The organism is Fictibacillus fluitans (assembly GCF_030418125.1).
In the GTDB taxonomy this organism is placed as follows: domain Bacteria; phylum Bacillota; class Bacilli; order Bacillales; family Fictibacillaceae; genus Fictibacillus_C; species Fictibacillus_C fluitans.
Map to the genome: position 1 here is coordinate 145,550 of NZ_JAUHTR010000006.1, position 17,813 is coordinate 163,362.

At 43.3% G+C, this 17,813-nt stretch carries 18 protein-coding genes and 7 tRNA genes; 5 read left to right on the plus strand and 20 right to left on the minus strand.

Annotated features, from left to right (window positions below):
- Positions 1-222: 222 nt before the first annotated feature.
- The 12 genes from QYB97_RS12970 to QYB97_RS13025 form a co-directional block, all read right to left on the minus strand.
- On the minus strand, positions 223-2,238 hold the full coding sequence (locus QYB97_RS12970) for a peptidoglycan D,D-transpeptidase FtsI family protein (RefSeq protein WP_301166431.1): 2,016 nt from the start codon (positions 2,236-2,238) through the stop codon (positions 223-225).
- 111 nt (positions 2,239-2,349) lie between these two features.
- Positions 2,350-3,627 carry an MFS transporter gene (locus tag QYB97_RS12975; protein ID WP_301166432.1) on the minus strand — a complete coding sequence of 426 codons (1,278 nt, stop codon included), beginning with the start codon at positions 3,625-3,627 and terminating at the stop codon, positions 2,350-2,352.
- Positions 3,628-3,772: 145 nt separating this feature from the next.
- A complete protein-coding gene (locus QYB97_RS12980) occupies positions 3,773-4,384 on the minus strand; it encodes a superoxide dismutase (protein WP_301166433.1) in 612 nt (203 codons plus the stop codon).
- A gap of 390 nt (positions 4,385-4,774) precedes the next feature.
- Positions 4,775-4,850, minus strand: a tRNA-Phe gene (locus QYB97_RS12985).
- A gap of 4 nt (positions 4,851-4,854) precedes the next feature.
- Positions 4,855-4,931: transfer RNA gene (locus tag QYB97_RS12990), tRNA-Met, on the minus strand.
- A gap of 159 nt (positions 4,932-5,090) precedes the next feature.
- A tRNA-Ser gene (locus QYB97_RS12995) sits at positions 5,091-5,183 on the minus strand.
- 15 nt (positions 5,184-5,198) lie between these two features.
- A tRNA-Ile gene (locus tag QYB97_RS13000) sits at positions 5,199-5,275 on the minus strand.
- Positions 5,276-5,310: 35 nt separating this feature from the next.
- Positions 5,311-5,386, minus strand: a tRNA-His gene (locus tag QYB97_RS13005).
- A 17-nt stretch (positions 5,387-5,403) separates the two neighbouring features.
- A tRNA-Met gene (locus tag QYB97_RS13010) sits at positions 5,404-5,480 on the minus strand.
- Between the two features lie 7 nt (positions 5,481-5,487).
- Positions 5,488-5,562: transfer RNA gene (locus QYB97_RS13015), tRNA-Asn, on the minus strand.
- A gap of 150 nt (positions 5,563-5,712) precedes the next feature.
- Positions 5,713-6,195: a DUF456 domain-containing protein gene (locus QYB97_RS13020; protein ID WP_301166434.1), complete on the minus strand. Its 483-nt coding sequence runs from the start codon at positions 6,193-6,195 to the stop codon at positions 5,713-5,715.
- A gap of 24 nt (positions 6,196-6,219) precedes the next feature.
- Positions 6,220-7,824: a Na/Pi cotransporter family protein gene (locus tag QYB97_RS13025; protein WP_301166548.1), complete on the minus strand. Its 1,605-nt coding sequence runs from the start codon at positions 7,822-7,824 to the stop codon at positions 6,220-6,222.
- A 183-nt stretch (positions 7,825-8,007) separates the two neighbouring features.
- Between QYB97_RS13025 and QYB97_RS13030 the strand changes: the two genes are divergently transcribed.
- A complete protein-coding gene (locus QYB97_RS13030) occupies positions 8,008-8,775 on the plus strand; it encodes a DUF1189 domain-containing protein (RefSeq protein ID WP_301166435.1) in 768 nt (255 codons plus the stop codon).
- A gap of 38 nt (positions 8,776-8,813) precedes the next feature.
- Here the strand turns inward: QYB97_RS13030 and QYB97_RS13035 are convergent, their stop codons facing one another.
- Positions 8,814-9,689 carry a DUF1002 domain-containing protein gene (locus tag QYB97_RS13035; RefSeq protein ID WP_301166436.1) on the minus strand — a complete coding sequence of 292 codons (876 nt, stop codon included), beginning with the start codon at positions 9,687-9,689 and terminating at the stop codon, positions 8,814-8,816.
- A gap of 196 nt (positions 9,690-9,885) precedes the next feature.
- Between QYB97_RS13035 and QYB97_RS13040 the strand changes: the two genes are divergently transcribed.
- Both QYB97_RS13040 and ispG read left to right on the plus strand, forming a co-directional pair.
- Positions 9,886-10,209, plus strand: coding sequence for a hypothetical protein (locus tag QYB97_RS13040; protein WP_301166437.1), 324 nt, complete (start codon positions 9,886-9,888; stop codon positions 10,207-10,209).
- 110 nt (positions 10,210-10,319) lie between these two features.
- Positions 10,320-11,420, plus strand: a complete 1,101-nt coding sequence (gene ispG / locus QYB97_RS13045) for a flavodoxin-dependent (E)-4-hydroxy-3-methylbut-2-enyl-diphosphate synthase (RefSeq protein WP_301166438.1) — start codon at positions 10,320-10,322, stop codon at positions 11,418-11,420.
- 53 nt (positions 11,421-11,473) lie between these two features.
- Here ispG and QYB97_RS13050 read toward each other — a convergent pair whose 3' ends face one another.
- From QYB97_RS13050 to QYB97_RS13075, 6 genes are all read right to left on the minus strand, one after another.
- Entirely contained in the window at positions 11,474-11,869 is a 396-nt protein-coding gene (locus tag QYB97_RS13050; protein ID WP_301166439.1) for a DUF4190 domain-containing protein, read from the minus strand.
- A 126-nt stretch (positions 11,870-11,995) separates the two neighbouring features.
- Positions 11,996-12,208, minus strand: coding sequence for a DUF1540 domain-containing protein (locus QYB97_RS13055; protein ID WP_301166440.1), 213 nt, complete (start codon positions 12,206-12,208; stop codon positions 11,996-11,998).
- 59 nt (positions 12,209-12,267) lie between these two features.
- On the minus strand, positions 12,268-12,681 hold the full coding sequence (locus tag QYB97_RS13060) for a Fur family transcriptional regulator (protein ID WP_301166441.1): 414 nt from the start codon (positions 12,679-12,681) through the stop codon (positions 12,268-12,270).
- A 13-nt stretch (positions 12,682-12,694) separates the two neighbouring features.
- Complete coding sequence (locus QYB97_RS13065) at positions 12,695-13,546, minus strand: metal ABC transporter permease (RefSeq protein ID WP_301166442.1); 852 nt, start codon at positions 13,544-13,546, stop codon at positions 12,695-12,697.
- A gap of 15 nt (positions 13,547-13,561) precedes the next feature.
- Entirely contained in the window at positions 13,562-14,329 is a 768-nt protein-coding gene (locus tag QYB97_RS13070) for a metal ABC transporter ATP-binding protein (RefSeq protein WP_301166443.1), read from the minus strand.
- A gap of 63 nt (positions 14,330-14,392) precedes the next feature.
- Entirely contained in the window at positions 14,393-15,073 is a 681-nt protein-coding gene (locus QYB97_RS13075) for an HAD family hydrolase (RefSeq protein ID WP_301166444.1), read from the minus strand.
- A gap of 149 nt (positions 15,074-15,222) precedes the next feature.
- On the opposite strand from QYB97_RS13075, the gene QYB97_RS13080 reads away from it, so the two are divergent.
- Together QYB97_RS13080 and QYB97_RS13085 are read left to right on the plus strand one after the other, a co-directional pair.
- Positions 15,223-16,506: an NCS2 family permease gene (locus QYB97_RS13080; protein ID WP_301166445.1), complete on the plus strand. Its 1,284-nt coding sequence runs from the start codon at positions 15,223-15,225 to the stop codon at positions 16,504-16,506.
- 89 nt (positions 16,507-16,595) lie between these two features.
- On the plus strand, positions 16,596-16,856 hold the full coding sequence (locus QYB97_RS13085) for a DUF2624 family protein (RefSeq protein ID WP_301166446.1): 261 nt from the start codon (positions 16,596-16,598) through the stop codon (positions 16,854-16,856).
- Positions 16,857-16,916: 60 nt separating this feature from the next.
- Here QYB97_RS13085 and QYB97_RS13090 read toward each other — a convergent pair whose 3' ends face one another.
- Entirely contained in the window at positions 16,917-17,810 is an 894-nt protein-coding gene (locus QYB97_RS13090; protein WP_301166447.1) for a deoxyribonuclease IV, read from the minus strand.
- Positions 17,811-17,813: the final 3 nt, after the last annotated feature.

A 17,813-nucleotide genomic window follows, 5' to 3' on the forward strand; every position in this document is an offset into this window, starting at 1 on the left:
ATGTGCTGTTTCTATACTGTCGTTGTCTCTATCGCCCACCCCCAACAATCGGTTAATCACTTTACATCTACTACAATAAGCGACCATTATTAACGCTGTTTGAACCTAATGTTAAGAGATTGTAAAGAAAGCACGACATCTGTACTAGTCTTTTCTAACAGAAATGATTTATGCACACAAAAAAACGCGCCCAAAGGACGCGTTTTCTTTACAATCAGCTAGTTATTTCGTCTTATTTCCGTCTTTTTTCAGCTTAAAGTAGGCATCAAGTATGCCAGCACCGATTTCATTGTTGATAGACCCTTCGCGAACCTTGGGGACAACAACTGCAAAAGAGACTTCAGGGCTGTTATATGGGGCATAACCAATAAGCGTTTTATTGTTTAATCCCGACTTGACATCAACCTGGGCAGTTCCTGTTTTACCTGCCGGCTGGTAACTCTTGTTCTTAAAATACCCTGCCGCTGTACCATGGCTTCCCACCATTACCTGACGGAACCCTTGATGAACCACATCGAGGTATTCCTGCTTCATCTCAATTCTGTTCATAACATGCGGTTCAAATTTATAATCGAGTTTACCAAGCTTTCCTGGCTGTGTGGAAGGTTCCCTCACTTCTTTTAACAGATGAGGCTGCATCCTGTAGCCATTGTTAGCAATGGTCGACACATACTGGGCCATTTGCAGAGGTGTATACGTATCAAACTGTCCGATGGCAAAGAACATCGCCTGGGAGAGCTGATCGCTCATGCCGGTGTTATAGCCTGTCGCTTCAGAAGGCAAATCAATTCCTGTTGGCACACCGAGACCGAATTGGCTGTATGAGTCCCTGAGTACTCTAAACGCCTCGTCCACGTGATGGTCAATAAACCGTTTATGAGCATAATCGTAGCCGGCAAGCTTCATGGCAACATGCCACATATAAACGTTGGAAGAAGCCTCAAGCGCCTCCACTGGCCCGATGCTGCCAAGACCAGAGTGAGCAGATTTCATTTTTCTTCCGTCACCGAATACCAGTGGAGCATCATAGAAATGAGTGGCTGGTGTTATGGCTCCCTGCTGCAAGCCGGTCAGCACCGTAGCACCCTTCACGGCAGAACCCATGGCAAACGAATTATACACAGTACCGAATGGCGCATTTTTATATTGGCCGGTTTTTTTATCATATTTTTTCCCCGCCATGGAAAGAATTTCTCCGTTTTCGGGATTCATCATAACAACATAAGCTTCTGTTAAATCACGATTGGCATAAGCAGATCCACCGGACTTTGCTTTTCTCATGGCCTTTTCGATCACGTCTTCCACTTTCTGCTGAAGCTCCATATTAACAGTAAGCGTAAGGTCCTTGCCTCGTGAACCTTCCACTTCTACAGGGTCGCCGACCGGATTTCCCCCTTTGTCTGTCACATATTTAACGCTTGATTTTTTTCCTCTTAAAAGCGATTCGTACTGCTCTTCAAGAAAACTCGTTCCTACTAAATCATTTCTTTCGTTTCCTCGCGATAAATAAAAATCCATTTTACTGGATGGGATTTGTTTTACCTGTCCAAATAACGCTTTGAACGTATCTCCATATGGATAATCACGTTTCGCATCCGGCTTAATATCAATGCCAGGCAGCTCGGAAAGATGCTCACTGATTGTGGCAATTTCCTTCTGTGATGCACCGATTTTAATACGCTGTGGTGTCAGGGCATAACCGCTGTCCATTTCCCGCTTGATCGCCAGCACTTCAATTTGTTGAGAAGTAAAAGAATCAAGATCCTCTTTGGTGATCCGCTCAAGCAGAAGTTTGTAATACTGATCATCACTCAATTGTTTCTTTTCATCTGGCGAGATACGGCTTTCTACTTCCTTTTGATGCAAAAAGATAAAATAATCTTTTTTATCCCGCTCTGTTACATTTTTTGTGTCCTTATTGATATAGCCGGCCAACTTTTCAGCAATGGCTTCCCTGTCTTCCGCACTTGTTTTTTGAGTGCGTGTGTATGTAATGGAATAGACAGGTTTATTATCAACCACTACGCGGCTTTCGGTATCCATCATTTTCCCTCTCGGCGCATCAAGCCTTGCCGTTACATTTTCCTTTTTATCCGCCGAGCGCTGATATTCTTCTCCCTGGACAATCTGTACATACCCCAGACGGAAAATTAAAATGGAGAAAAGAAAGAACACCGCTAGAAACAAGGCGTTCAGTCGAATAGGGACGTGATTCTTTTTCTTCTTTTCTTTCGTCATTCATTCCACCCTTACCTATGTATGGAAGGAGCTTCTGCTCATTTCCATTTTTCACAAATTGATTTACTACAATAATATTAACAGTAAATCACTGTTTCGGAAAGAAAAATGTCATACTCTGCTGCCGTCTTCCCGGTCTGTATTGTTCTGGGAATAGTTGGACACAATCTCAGATTTTTGAAGGGTGGAAAATCGAATGGAACGAACGCAAAAATAAATAACAAAATGTCCAGCTCCGAGAATCGGAAGCAATAGGGGGATGCTGTAGTCCCCATTAAAGAACTGGATCGTGATTAGCAGAATAACAATCGAAATAATACGCCCCGCGTTTAAAAAAAGTTCTCTCACCACAATGTACTCCACTCTCATTGGCCCCGCATTGTCACATCTTCCAATTACATCATAAGTCAGAGAAACATATGGCACTAGAAGAAGCGGATAGGCGATCGAGATCACTACACCATAAAACATTAAAAGAGGAAAAGTTACATTCAATAAGAACAGGAACGGCGAAAGAAACAGAATCAATCCCCCAACAAAAATCGATTTTTTCCTTCTGTCTTTGTTCATGTACCGGGATACAATAAAATAGCCGATGAAGGATACCGCTGATTGAACAAGTCCAAATGTGCCAAGCGCAAATTCGCTGTCTGAAATAATATAGACCCAGATGATGATCAAAAAGATAAATGTACCTTCCCGAAATCCTTGAAAAAAATGCGCATACAAAATGCGTGCCCAATTTTTATTGCCCGTGCGGGATTTAAGGATTTTCCATACATAAAACTTCCCTTCCGCTTTCTGCCGCTTCAAAAAAAAGCTGGTCACCACCGCTGTAAAAAACAAAAACAACGACACCGTAAAGATAATGCGGTAACCAGTAAACTTATCCAGCTGGGAAATTAAAAACCCAGAGGTCATTGGGCCGATCATGCCCGATAACGACGTCAGTACACCAAGGTAGCCGTTAAATGAATCACGTGTGTCCGGCTCAGTCACTTCAAAGTTCAGCACGTTAAAAGCAAGCCAATAAAATCCTGAGCCTGCACCAAGTAGACCCCCAAGCACAAGGAGACGCTCGCTCGCCTGGTCTCCGAGAAAAAGAACTGATAAATAAAACAATGACAGCACTGTAACACCAATCCGCAGTACAATTACTCTGTCAATTTTTTTAGTCAGTTTCCCTGCAATAAAAAAAGCAACAGGCTGAATGCACACAATCGATAAGTTATATAGAGCAATGTCTCTCAGTTCACCCGACTGTTTCCATAAATAAATGTTAACAAATGTATTGGACAAGGCCGTGCTCAACGCGAACAGGCCACCGATCACCAGCAATAAAAGCAATTCCTTCGTTCTGTCTGTATCTCCGAACAATTTGAATTTCATGATTCTCGCCCCTTTGCAATTCACATGTAGTTTTCACCACTTGTAAGGGGCTATTCGCCAATCGAAAAATTGGTTTTTATTGTAATTGCAAAAGATCAAATAAAAAGCCGGCCCCCTTGAAGGAGGCCGGCTTTGAACAATTTGCTTATTTTGCTTCGTTGTAGCGCTTTTCAACTTCATCCCAGTTTACAACATTCCAGAATGCATTGATGTAGTCAGGACGCTTGTTTTGATATTTGAGGTAATACGCGTGCTCCCAAACATCAAGACCAAGAACCGGTGTTTTGCCTTCCATTACAGGGTTGTCCTGGTTTGGAGTGCTTGTTACTTCCAACTCACCGTTATTTACAACAAGCCAAGCCCAGCCAGATCCGAAACGGCCTTTGGCTGCGTTCGCGAACTGTTCTTTGAAAGCATCAAGGCTTCCAAATTTGTTATTGATGGCATCAGCCACTTCACCGGTTGGCTCATTGGATCCGCCTGGTTTAAGGATTTCCCAGAACAAGCTGTGATTCGCATGTCCGCCGCCATTATTGCGTACAGCTGTGCGAATATTTTCTGGCAGAGAATCAAGGTTAGTCAGAATGTCAGCCAAGTCTTTGCTTTCAAACTCGGATTGGCCTTCAAGAGCTGCGTTCAAGTTGTCAACATATGTCTTGTGATGACGGTCATGGTGGATATTCATCGTATCCTCATCAATGTGTGGTTCAAGTGCGTTTGCGGCGTAAGGTAAAGCAGGCAGTTCAAACTTTGCCATGATACATCTCCTCCTTGATATGTAGTTCATTTTTTTATTTCATTTTGGGAAAACCCCAAATTGAAAACTTAGTCAACAAGAATGTTTAATAAGTAGCACACCACATACATTATCAGATTTACCCTTATCTTTCAACGATAAACCCTTATTCACCGAAGCTTATTATGTACCAGCTGCCAGGGCGCTATGCCCTTGTTTATTTCAAAGCGGTTAAAAATCGGGAAAACATTCTGAATTTACACTTTTTTTAACATGCCCTCAATCAAAAGCCGACCATACTCTCAAACCGTTTAGTACGCATTAATTAACCGTAGTTGACACATTCATTTTATAGTTAGACAAACAAAAAACCTTTGCCTTGAAAAGGCAAAGGTTGCATATGTATAGAAATGGTGGCTCGAGACGGAATCGAACCGCCGACACGAGGATTTTCAGTCCTCTGCTCTACCGACTGAGCTATCGAGCCACTTTGGTTGCGGGGACAGGATTTGAACCTGCGACCTTTGGGTTATGAGCCCAACGAGCTACCAGACTGCTCCACCCCGCGATGATATGAATGTTTTGAGGAACTCTTCCTCTACAAGCTGTTCCCTGAAGTGTATGCGTCGAGTTTACTCGCAGCTTAATCGTGCTGTAACGCTCGTTGCTCCACCCCGCGATGATATGAATGCTTACGAATGATGTAATTCCACCATGTAAAAATAAATGGAGGAGGTAGAGGGATTCGAACCCCCGCGAGCCGCTAAGCCCCTGTCGGTTTTCAAGACCGATCCCTTCAGCCAGACTTGGGTATACCTCCGTATGAATGTATGTGTGGTGGACCCTGTAGGACTCGAACCTACGACCAATCGGTTATGAGCCGACCGCTCTGACCAACTGAGCTAAGGGTCCAGGTAATCTTTAGTATAACATATATGTAAGTAAAATGGGGCGACCGATGGGAATTGAACCCACGAATGCCGGAATCACAATCCGGTGCGTTAACCACTTCGCCACGATCGCCATCATCTAAAAAAATATGGTAGCGGCGGAGGGGATCGAACCCCCGACCTCACGGGTATGAACCGTACGCTCTAGCCAGCTGAGCTACACCGCCATAGTTATGGCTCCACAGGTAGGACTCGAACCTACGACCGATCGGTTAACAGCCGATAGCTCTACCACTGAGCTACTGTGGAACAGTTTGTTGAAGTCCTCTAAGGGACAAGAATTACTATATCACTTTTTCATTATGTAAGTCAACCTCTTTTTTCAACAGCTTTGCTTGGCCGTTGTCGAGAAGACAGATATAAATATAGCATGTTCCTGCTCGCTTAGCAAGCACTTTTTTATAAAGCCACGTATAAAAAATATCCAACCATAACCAATTGTATAACAATCTTGACTACCGTCCCTCCCAGAAAGCCAAGAACGGAACCTATACCGACACGAAAAGCATCCATTGGGGATTTACGCCCGATAACGAGTTCAGCAAGGAATGCCCCGATAAAAGGACCGGCAATAATACCGGCTACCGGAATGACAAAGGGCCCGACAAGCAGGCCAATGGTGCTCCCCCATATGGCCGCCTTCGATCCTCCCCGCCTTTTAACGCCATATAAATTGCTGAAATAATCCACCACAAACAAGCTCGCCAGCAATATAGCCTGTACCACGATAAAGAACAGGGTAAAAGGCTGAAAGGAGTAAAACAGGCCATACAAAACAAATCCCAGTACTAGAAAAAGTGCACCCGGCAATATGGGGAAGATTAAGCCGGCAAAGGCAATCAGGAATGACAAAATAATGAGAGTCCAATATAGATAATCCAATGTTCCGCCTCCTGTACTTGCTTTTTATCGTTCAAGCACTGCTTCAGCAATATTAACAGAATGATCACCGATTCGTTCCAGATTACTAATGAAGTCAACATAAACAACACTTTCCTGACCGGTGCTCAAATTATTATTAATATCCTGAATATGCTTCTTTCTTAACGTTTTTTCCATTTCATCAATATCGTCCTCAATGGACAATACCTCTTCAGCCATGGATTTGTTATTAGTCTCAAGCGCCATGATGGCCTTGTCCAGGCATGATTGGGTAAGAATCATCATATTCTCAAAATCCCTTGATGTAACTTCGGACAGCTTAATATTATTTCTCGCCATGAAACAGACGAGATCAATCATATTTTTCATATGGTCCCCTACCCGTTCTATATCCTTGCACAGGTTAAGGAGCATGGTATGCTCGGTTGATTCATTTTTTGAAAGAGAGTGAATCGACAGTTTCACCAGGAACTTAGTAAGCTGGCGGTCAAACCTGTTGATTTCCTCTTCATACTGCATGGCCGTGTCCGCATACCGGTTTTTTCTCGTTTGAAAGAAAAGCAACGCCTGTTTTAGGCCCTCCCGGGAATAGGCCGCCATTTTCAGCAATTCCTGCCTCGCCTGATGTAAAGCAAATTCAGGGGAACTGTTTATAACTTTTTCATCCAGCTTCACCGTTTGGGTATCAACCGTCCATTCGTCATCCCGGATCAAACGGGTAACCGCATAGACCAAAAATGAAATGAACGGAAACATGATAAGAACATTTCCTACATTAAAAAAACCGTGTGCAAAGGCAATTTCCATCGCGGGGCTTAGATGCATGGTCTTTGTGAGCCATACAATAATGCTTTTGTACGGGATGAAGAAAACAACAAAGATAACTGTTCCGATGACATTAAACAGCACATGAACGAGCGCTGCACGTTTTGCATTTTGTGAAGCTCCGACTGCTGCAATCACTGCCGTAATCGTCGTTCCAATGTTATCGCCAAACAAAACAGCAAGAGCTCCGCCCAGATGAATCAAATCCATCGAAAACATTTGTTGAAGAATGCCTACGGTGGCACTCGATGACTGCAGCACCATGGTAGCTAAAGTTCCGGCTGCTATCCCCAAAAACGGCTGGTCATTGAGATGGTCGGTTATATTTTTAAAGTTAAGGGACGTTTGCAGCGGCTCCATCCCCGCTCCCATCAGCTGCAGTCCAAAGAACAATCCGCCAAGGCCAAAAAGAATTCTTCCAATAAAAACGTATTTATAGCTTCGAATAAAGAAAACAAAGAACGCGCCGACTGCAAGCAAAGGCAGCCCGAATCCTGCAGCATCAAAACCGATAATAAAGGCGGTAAAAGTAGTCCCGATGTTGGCTCCCATGATGATCCCCACTGCCTGTCTCAACGTGAGCATCCGTGCATTAACAAGTCCGACTGTCAAAACAGTAGTTGCCGAGCTGGACTGAATCAGCATCGTAACAAACAGACCGGCAAGAATTCCTGTAAATGTATTTGTTGTTAAACTATCAAGAATATTTCGAAGCCGGTCACCGGCAGAATTCTGCAGCCCTTCGCCTAAATATTTGATTCCAAAAAGAAAAAGGCCGAGTCCGCCCAAAAACTGAAACAGCATATCCTGAACACTCAATGTATTTGACAACCCCTTTTAACTAATCATCCTTCTGATATTATCTAGTTTTATAAATGTTATGTAAAGGCGCTTCCGAAAACCTTAACAATTGAATGGCTTGTGCATTGTTTGTTTTGTCTTTATTCGCTAAAATTAGTAAAGACCATACAGGAGATGAGGAGTTACATGAGAATTTTCAGTCATTTTTTTAAAAGTCTGTATTCCCCGCAGACTGTGGCGCGTCTGCGCTTTCAAGGGGTGGGAAAAGCCATCGGATACATATTTTTTCTTATTTTCCTTACTTCCATTCCCTTTGGAATAACATTTTCCATGGCCTTTAAATCAGGAATAGAGGAATTTGAGGAGTCTATGGCTTCCGATATACCTCAATTTACATTAAAGGATGGGGAGCTTTCTTCACAGCTTAAAAAGCCCGTCATTCAAACGGATGGCAATCAAACCTTTATTTTTGATACGACGGGAACCGTAAAAGAAAGCGATCTTAATAAATACAGTGACATCATTGCCATGTTAAAGAACAAGGCAATCATTACAACAGGCGGAGAAACCCAGGATCTTCCGTATGCTACACTTGGCGATGTGACCCTGACCAAACAGGATGTGAGTTCCTGGATCAGCAAACTTTCAGATTTGCTTCCGATCTTGCTCCCGCTGATCTTTTTGTTCATTTACCTTTTTACAGTCGCCATGAAGTTCATTGGAGTATCCATACTTGCCGTCATCGGCCTGGTGCTCCAAAACATCAGCCGCCGCAGCCTCAATTACAGACGATTATGGGTAATGTCCGCTTATTCCGTTACACTGCCAACGGTATTCTTTGCCGTAATGAAGCTTTTACATACCATGGTGCCCTTTTCATTCTTTATTTATTGGGCAGTAGCCTCTCTCTTCCTTCATCTTGCCATTAGAGAAACACCAGAAACAAAGGTATAAAAAGAGGAGCCGGTACCGGCTCCTTTTCGTATGGCCTTTTACTTTTGGAAAAGACCTTTTATACCATCTATGATCGAGATAATAAAATCGATGAACTTTTGAAGAAACGATTGTGTTTCTTCTTTATTAAGAAAGCCGTCAAGATTATCTCTGACGTTCTTCAGCTGGTCTTGAACTTTGTCCCAGTTAATGTTCAAATCCTTCATTTTATTAAAGAGGGAAACCAGACTGTTTAATTCGTCATCCGTCAATGTAATTCCCAGCCGTTCGGCTACGCGTTTAATTAAATCACGGAGTTCGTCCTCGTTTTTTACGGGATGATCAGCGAGCTCCTGTTTGATTTCAGTAATGAGCTGAGTCGCTTCCTTTGTTCCGATACGGTCACCAAGCTGAGCGGTTTTAACCACCTCTTCATTGGCCACCTGCTTTTTTTCTTCGGGAATATTTACATCCGCTTTCTGTTCGTATGCTTTTAAAATGCCGGTAAGGGCTGCTGTCCCTGATACCTCAAAAGGAGCAGTCACATAAATGTCGGCGTCTTTCACACCCGCTGTAACGAGAGCATTTACAATCATGCTGTCGGTTACCCAGTTGATGTTTTTGGCTTCCACATGAAGCCCTTTCCCCGTTTCTGCCAAAGTAACCTTTGAAGATGAAATCGCCCGGGTGCCCAGCTGGGCTTTTGAAACATATTTACCGAGATACTGATGTTCCTCCTCATTCGTTACAGTAACAGTGTCCACATTTGAAGGTACACTCATTTCATCCAAAATTTTAGTTTTTTGATCCGGAGTTAAATCTTCCCCCAATGTTACGATGACATCTCCGGGTGCCGCATCTGCGAATGCTTTGAAAGGAACCATTAAAACACATGCAAGCAGCACAGGAACTAACCATTTTGCCTTCCGATTCATGTTTATTCTCCACCTCATTGTACGTTTTTCCAATCTGACCCCATGCATCTTTCTCTCTTTCTCAGATACATTTCCCATTTTACACCACAGAACTTCTCCCCGGCAAACTTATCCCTGAAGCGTCAACGGCAAAAAAAACAGGAATACATTTCCCACTTTGTACATAAGCATGTCCTAAATAAAGGGGGACAAGCTTATGAAAAAATTTATATATATTTGCCTGACGCTCGTTGTGGTTTATACCATTGCTTATGATCTCAAGGTTGGCACCCTCCAGTCATACAACCCAAAAACAGTACCAGTTGCCGCGGTTAGTATCAAAAATAGCACACCATATCAGAAAGTCAAAATTTCATCCGGAGATACGGTGTTGTCCGTGATTGAAAAGCTGAATCCAGCCTCACTTTCCAAGCCGATCCCGGAATTAACCAAAGACTTTCAGCGTTTAAATCATGGGATCCGGCCAGAAAGCATCCAGGTGGGGAAAAGTTATAATTTTCCGGTGTATCAAAAGAACTAAAGGACTCGTTTTCTTGCCAAACTAAAGGCATCCTTGCTAAAATAGACTATTGTACAGATGAAATAAATCTGTTGTTATGAATAAATAGAGATTAAAGGAGCGGTTCACCAATGAGTGAAATTACGCATCGTTCAAAAACCAGACCTGTAAAAGTCGGCCCTTTAACCATTGGCGGAAACAATCAGGTTATTGTTCAAAGTATGACAACAACGAAAACTCATGATGTTGAAGCAACTGTTGCTGAAATCAAGCGCCTTGAAGAGGCAGGCTGCCAAATTGTTCGTGTGGCTTGTCCTGACATGCGTGCAGCAGAAGCTATTGCCGATATAAAGAAGCAAATCTCCATTCCTCTTGTCGTTGATATCCATTTCGACTACAAACTGGCCCTGAAAGCCATTGAAGGCGGAGCAGATAAAATCAGGATTAATCCGGGAAACATTGGACGCCGGGAAAAAGTGGAGGCTGTCGTTAAAGCAGCCAAAGCAAAAGGCATTCCGATTCGAATTGGTGTAAACGCCGGTTCTCTCGAAAAAAAGTATCTTGAAAAATACGGTTATCCGACTGCGGAAGGCATGGTCGAAAGTGCTCTTGACCATATTAAAATTCTTGAGGATCTGGACTTTCATGACATTATCGTTTCCATGAAAGCATCCGATATCAACCTTGCCATTGAAGCTTATGAAAAGGCGGCGCAAGCCTTTGACTACCCTCTTCATCTCGGTATTACAGAATCCGGAACATTATTTGCCGGAACGGTAAAAAGTGCCGCCGGACTTGCCGTTATTTTAAACAAAGGCATCGGGAACACACTTCGTGTCTCCCTAAGCGCCGACCCTGTAGAAGAGGTAAAAGTAGCAAGAGAACTTCTAAAATCATTTGGATTGCTTTCTGACGCTGCTACCCTGATCTCCTGCCCGACATGCGGAAGGATTGAAATTGACTTGATTTCCATTGCCAACGAAGTGGAAGAATACATTTCCAAAGTCCGCGCGCCAATTAAGGTAGCTGTTCTAGGCTGCGCCGTAAACGGGCCGGGTGAAGCACGGGAAGCTGACATTGGAATCGCCGGTGCCAGAGGCGAAGGGCTGCTCTTCCGCCACGGGGAAATCGTACGTAAGATTCCTGAAGATCAGTTGTTGGATGAATTAAAAAAAGAAATCGACAAGCTGGCAGAAGAATATCATGCCAAAAAGCAAGCTGAACTTGTATAATGAAAACCCCTGCCGGCTGGCAGGGGTTTTTTTATGTGCTCCACAGATTGTATCTAAAAGAAAGGTGCAAACAGTAAACTGATTACGATAGAAGCAATACCAATCCCGATCGCCCAGTAACCGGAAGTGGCAGCTCCGCGCCTTACAGCGACAAATCCGCCGATAATGCCGGCAGCACCAAAAAGCACGGGAAGAATAAACAACGACAGGACTGAGAGAATAACCGAAAACATGCCAATAACTCTTCCGGTCTGGCCTTCATCTCTGCTGGCTTCCTGTACATTTCGCCTTTCATGAACCTCAGAGACATCCCGGGGACGCTCATATTCCGGCAGAGCTGTACCACTTGTGATCGGCACAACATCTGCAGCCATTTCTTCTCTGTAATCCGGATCCTGATTAACAAGCTCCTGCTCGTATTCGGATCGATATTCCTTATCTTCTGCCATACGAATCCCTCTCTTTCTGAATTGGAGCGTTTTTAGTATGTCTTGATCCCTGCGAAATATAGTTGTTAATAATTATGAAATCCTAAAAAGTCCATAATAAAAAGGAGCGCCAGGCGCTCCTCTTTATTAATGCTTTGGTTTAAACGTGTGGCAGCATGTTTCAGCCGATTGATCAGCGCTGTCTTTATGCTTGGCATCTCCAATCAGCTCTCCGCTTGCTTCCATTTTGTAGTTCTTATTTGCATGCTTATCAATTTCAACAAGGATGGCATCAGCAACACAATTGTTGCCTTCTCCCCAGTAGGTACAATTTGCTACATTGCATTTAACGGTTGGCAAATGACTCTCCTCCTTTTACAGCTAGGATGCACCATTTGGAGAATCATAATACCTTCAATTCAACTTACACACACTTGGCAAACGCCGTAAATTTCAAACTTATGTCCAGTTACTTGAAAGTCGGACAAATCCGTTGTTATATTTTCCATGGGACAGGCATTGATTTCTTTTGTCTTCCCGCATTTCAAGCAGATAAGATGATGATGGTGTTCCTTGGTCGGACATGTAAACCGGAACTTCTTTTCTCCTTCGAGTTCCGTCTCTTCAAGAATATCCAGTTCTGAAAACGTGGAAAGGTTCCTGTAAATGGTATCAAAACTGAGCCCGGGATAATTCTCCTTTAAGGAATCCTGAACCTCTTTTGCACTCAGATATCGTTTTTCATCAGAGAACAATTGCAGCAAATCCCTGCGTTTATCTGTGTATTTAAAACCATTCTTTTTCAATAAATCCATGGCGGTTAAAACGTCCAATCCTGCCACCTCGCTATTCATTTAATATGGGTTTTCTGACTCTCCACTTTTTCCAGGCAAGGGATAGCAACAATATCAGCACAGATATCATGACAATCGTTCCCCCTGGAGCTAGGTTAAGGTAATACGAAGAAATCAGGCCAAGAATCACAGCTGTCTCACCAAAAATAACTGAAAGAACAAAGGTCTGCTTAAAGCCATTGGCAATGCGAAGGCTTGCCGCTACCGGCAGGGTCATGAGTGCAGAAACGAGAAGAATTCCCACAATCTTCATGGACGATGCAATGACGAGAGCTACCATGATAATAAACAAAAACTGTATCCACTTTCCTTTAATTCCTGACACGGCTGCCTGTTCTTCGTCGAACGAAAGCACAAAGAGTTCCTTGTACAAAAACAGGACAAATGCAAAAACGAGCAAAAGTATGAAGAAAACAGTCCAAACATCGGACTTTTTCACGGCCAGCACACTTCCAAAAAGATAATTGAATAAATCCGTATTAAATCCATTGGCCAATGAAATAAAAATAACGCTCAGTCCAATACCCGCAGACATGATAATGGGAATTGCCAGCTCCTCATAATGTTTGTAAACCTTACGGAGCTGCTCGATTCCAATCGCTCCCCCGACTGAAAAGACCATCCCCATGTATAATGGGTTCAATCCCTGGAAAAAGCTTGAGCTTCGTCCCAGCATCAAATTAGCCGCAATTCCGGCCAGCGTAATATGAGAGAGGGCATCAGCAATCAGGGACTGTCTTCTGACAACGATAAACACGCCTAGAACAGGGGCTAAAAGACCGATCATAATGCCTGTTAAAAACGCGTTTTGCAAAAATTCATAATGAAAAAACGGAAATGACATCCAAACTTCCTCCGGTTAATGATGATGTTCCAGCACATGGACATGGTGTCCATACATTTGTGAGAAACCATCTTTTGATACTTCTTTAAACTCTTTTGTATTGCCATGAAAATGCAGCTGCTTGTTTAAACAGGCAACATGAGTTACATAGTCGGACATGACACCAACATCATGCGTAACAAGCAATAATGTAAGCCCTTTTTCCTCATTAAGGCTCTTGAGCATCTGGTAGAAGTTTGAAACAGATGCTGCGTCTACCCCTACTGTCGGTTCATCCAGTATAAGAAGCTTAGGATCGCTTACAAGAGCTCTTGCAATAAATACCCTCTGCTGCTGTCCGCCGGAAAGCTCGCCAATGTTCCGGTGAACATAATTTGTCATACCCACCGTTTCAATGGCTTCCAGTATTTTTTGTTTGTGTTTATGGTTTAAAAAACGGAACAGGCCGACCTTGCCGAACAGTCCCATCGATACCACTTCATATACGGTTGCAGGAAAAGCCGTGTTAAAACTGTTTGCCTTTTGGGAAACATAGCCGATTTCTTCCCATTTTTTAAATCGGTTGAGAGGGATTCCAAAAAAGGATACCTTTCCTGATTGAGGCTTCAGCAAACCCAGAATACATTTAATCAGTGTTGATTTTCCGGAGCCATTTGGACCGACAAGCCCCATAAATGCTCCGTTAGGTATTTCAAAATTTATGCGTTCAAGAACATACCTGTCTCCGTAATGAAAAGATAAATTTTCAATTTTCACGGCAGCTGTATTATCGTGTTTTGACATAAGCGCCTCCAAGCAATAGTAACGATTACGATTTATATTCCTGTAAAGTATACAAGAATCATTCTATTTTGTAAAATTCCTCGCCTGACCACGAACGCTGCCCATCAAGTACTCATCCAGTTCCTCGTGATGCTTTAAAATGCCATCGGCCAGTAGCATCTTCTCTTCCGGGAGTGTTGTCAGTAAGGCAAGCACAAAAGCACCTGAGGCTTTTGCTGATTGTATGCCTAGCGGTGCATTCTCAACCACGATCCATTCGTTTGGACGGAATGGAAACTGTGCAAAGACCTTTTCATAAGGTTCAGGTGATGGCTTTCCCTTTTCCACATCATCACCTGTAATCACCGCATCGAAAGTTATTCCCATCTCTTCAAGCTTTTCGAGCACCTCATTTACAAATTCCTTCCTGCTTCCCGTTGCCAAACCAACCGGAATCCCGGATTGGGATAAGCTTTTCAACGCTTTTATGGTGTGTTTATAAAATCCATAATTGGAATGCTCCACAAAGTGAGCCCGCTTGTTGCGATAAATCGCTTCTTGCTGTACCAAAGGAAGCCGCAGCTCGTGAATTCTGTCCACATGAAGAATGGTCTGCATGCCTGGCATTCCTTCCAGCTCATAAAATTCGGCTGCTTCGATCACATGTCCCTGTTCGCGAAACGCGTGATGCCATGCAAGGGCATGATCGTCCATTGTATTTACCAGTACTCCATCCATATCAAAACATACGGCCTTGCCGTTCATATGTATCATCCTTTTTTTCCCAACGCCAATCTCCTGATAAAAAGAAGAAGTAGTCAAAAGATTGCCATTGCGTTATAATTTTAAATTGGCAGCCTGACATTACAGGATGCCGGGTGGGCGAGGGATAAGTAAATAAAGAAGGGAAACACTTGAATTTATCCAGATTTTTTGAAGTAGAACGGCACCACAGTACAGTGAAAAGGGAAATATTGGCGGGGGTGACATCTTTTTTTACGATCGCTTATATCATTATCGTTAACCCGCTGATACTGGCTGACGCCGGCATGCCCTATTACGGTGTACTGCTGGCTACTATTCTGACATCGGTTGCCGGATGTTTCTTTATGGGGTTTTATGCAAATGCCCCAATCATATTGACTCCCGGAATGGGCGTCAATGCTTTTTTCACCTATACCATTATACAGGGTATGGGACTGTCCTGGAGAGAAGCACTCGCTGCCGTCATTATCTCGGGCATTTTGTTTCTTATCATTGCTTCAACAAAGCTTAAAGATATTTTGTCAGAAAGCATTCCTGCTTCCTTAAAGCATAGCATAACTGTAGGAATAGGTTTATTCCTGGCTTTTATCGGACTTCAAAAAGGCGGTATTATTGAAGCGAGCACAACCACGTTTGTGAAGCTCGGACATTTAAGCCACCCCACAACCTTGCTGACCATCGTTGGGCTGATTATTACTCTCTTTCTTTTTTCAAGAAACATAAAAGGCAGCTTCCTGATCGGTATTGCGGTTACCTGTCTGATCGGCTATGCCACAGGGTGGGCGCACGGAGCAGAAGATACACATGCCAAAATGGAACTTGCTCCGTTTATGCAGCTCTTTTTCGGAGCCGATTTTAAAGGGATGCTGAGCCTTCCCTTTTGGATCGCCACATTTTCACTAACAATGATTGTTACGTTTGAAAATATGGGGCTTTTACACGGGCTTCTTCCCGATCAAAAAAAGTTTCCAAAAGCCTTTCAGGCAAATGCTGTCACTTCCCTTATCTCGGGAATTTTTGGAACAAGCCCAACCATTTCAACGGTGGAAAGTGCTGCCGGGATTTCAGAAGGCGGACGAACCGGGCTGACAAGTGTGGTAACCGGAACCCTGTTTTTTGCTTCCATTGCTGTCACACCGTTTTTAAGTATGATTCCGGATGGTGCAATTGCGCCTGTGCTCATCATCATTGGAGGATTAATGGTTCAAAACATACAGCACATCCCTCTGTCAGATTTCACAGAAGGTTTTCCTGCATTTTTGATCATTGCACTCATTCCGCTTACTTACAGTATTGTGGATGGACTGGCATTCGGTTTCATCGCTTACCCCATATTAAAAATGGCAGTCGGACAAAGAAAGCAAATACCGGCCCCGATGTACATTATCGCACTATTGTTCTTAATTAACTTTGTCTTTCATTCTTTTATATAAAAAATCACCCAAAAAGCCGGTTTATACGGCTTTTTTCTGTTCACTTTTTTTCCGCTCCTTCATAGGATAGGGTGACAGGAGGGGATTTCATGAATCCGATCATGGTTCATATGATCAACAACAAGCTGAATCAGCTTACTGCACAAGAACTCGTCAGCCTGGCCGCGCAGCATCAGTTTCCCGTTTCAATGCAGGAAGCCACTCAGGTGGTGAACATACTAAGAAGATATAACATAAACATAATGAATGCTGCACAACGCGAAGAAATTATTCAAGCCATAGCCCATGAAGTCAACCGCGAAAAAGCAGCAACCATCCAATACTTAATCAACAATTATTTAAACCGATAAAAAAGAGACGGATATGGACTGCACTTTTCGTGCAGTTCACCTCCGACTCTTTTTTTGTTCTTATACCGTTAATAGCTGTTCCTGAAGAGTAGGAACAAACTCTTTATTTTTCAGCATCTCGATCTCCAATTGATATGGAGGCTTTTTGTTGTTCTTATCGGTCCCAACATAAGGGGTTTCCAAAATTTTAGGGATGGCTTCCAACTGCGGATGATGAACAATATAGTTCAAGGCCTTAAATCCAATTTTCCCAAAACCGATGTTTTCGTGACGGTCTTTGCCCGCCCCGCATTCGTTTTTGCTGTCATTGATATGAAGAACCTTCAACCGGTCAATCCCGATAATTTTATCAAAAGAATTGAGCACGCCATCAAAATCATTGATAATATCATAGCCTGAATCATGTGTATGGCAAGTATCAAAGCAGATGGACAGCTTGTCATTTTTATGCACTCCATCAATAATGGCTGCAAGCTCCTCAAAGGTTCGCCCGCACTCTGAGCCTTTTCCTGCCATCGTTTCAAGTGCAATCTGCACCGTTTGCTCTATTGTCAGTACTTCATTTAGGCCTTCAATAATCTTCTTGATTCCCTCTTCGGTCCCGGCACCCACATGAGCACCCGGGTGAAGAACGATCTGCTTTCCGCCGATTGCCGCAGTCCGTTCAATTTCCGAACGCAGGAAGTCTACTCCAAGCTGGAACGTTTCCGGCTTTATCGAATTTCCGATATTAATGATGTATGGTGCGTGAACCACCAGCTCAGTCATGCCGTTTTCCTGCATGTGCTTGATCCCCGCTTCAATGTTAAGATCCTCGATCTTTTTTCTGCGCGTGTTTTGAGGTGCTCCGGTATACACCATAAAGGTGTTTGCTCCGTAGGAAGCTGCTTCCTCACTTGCGCCAAGCAGCATTTTTTTGCCGCTCATTGATACATGTGATCCTAGTTTTAGCATAGC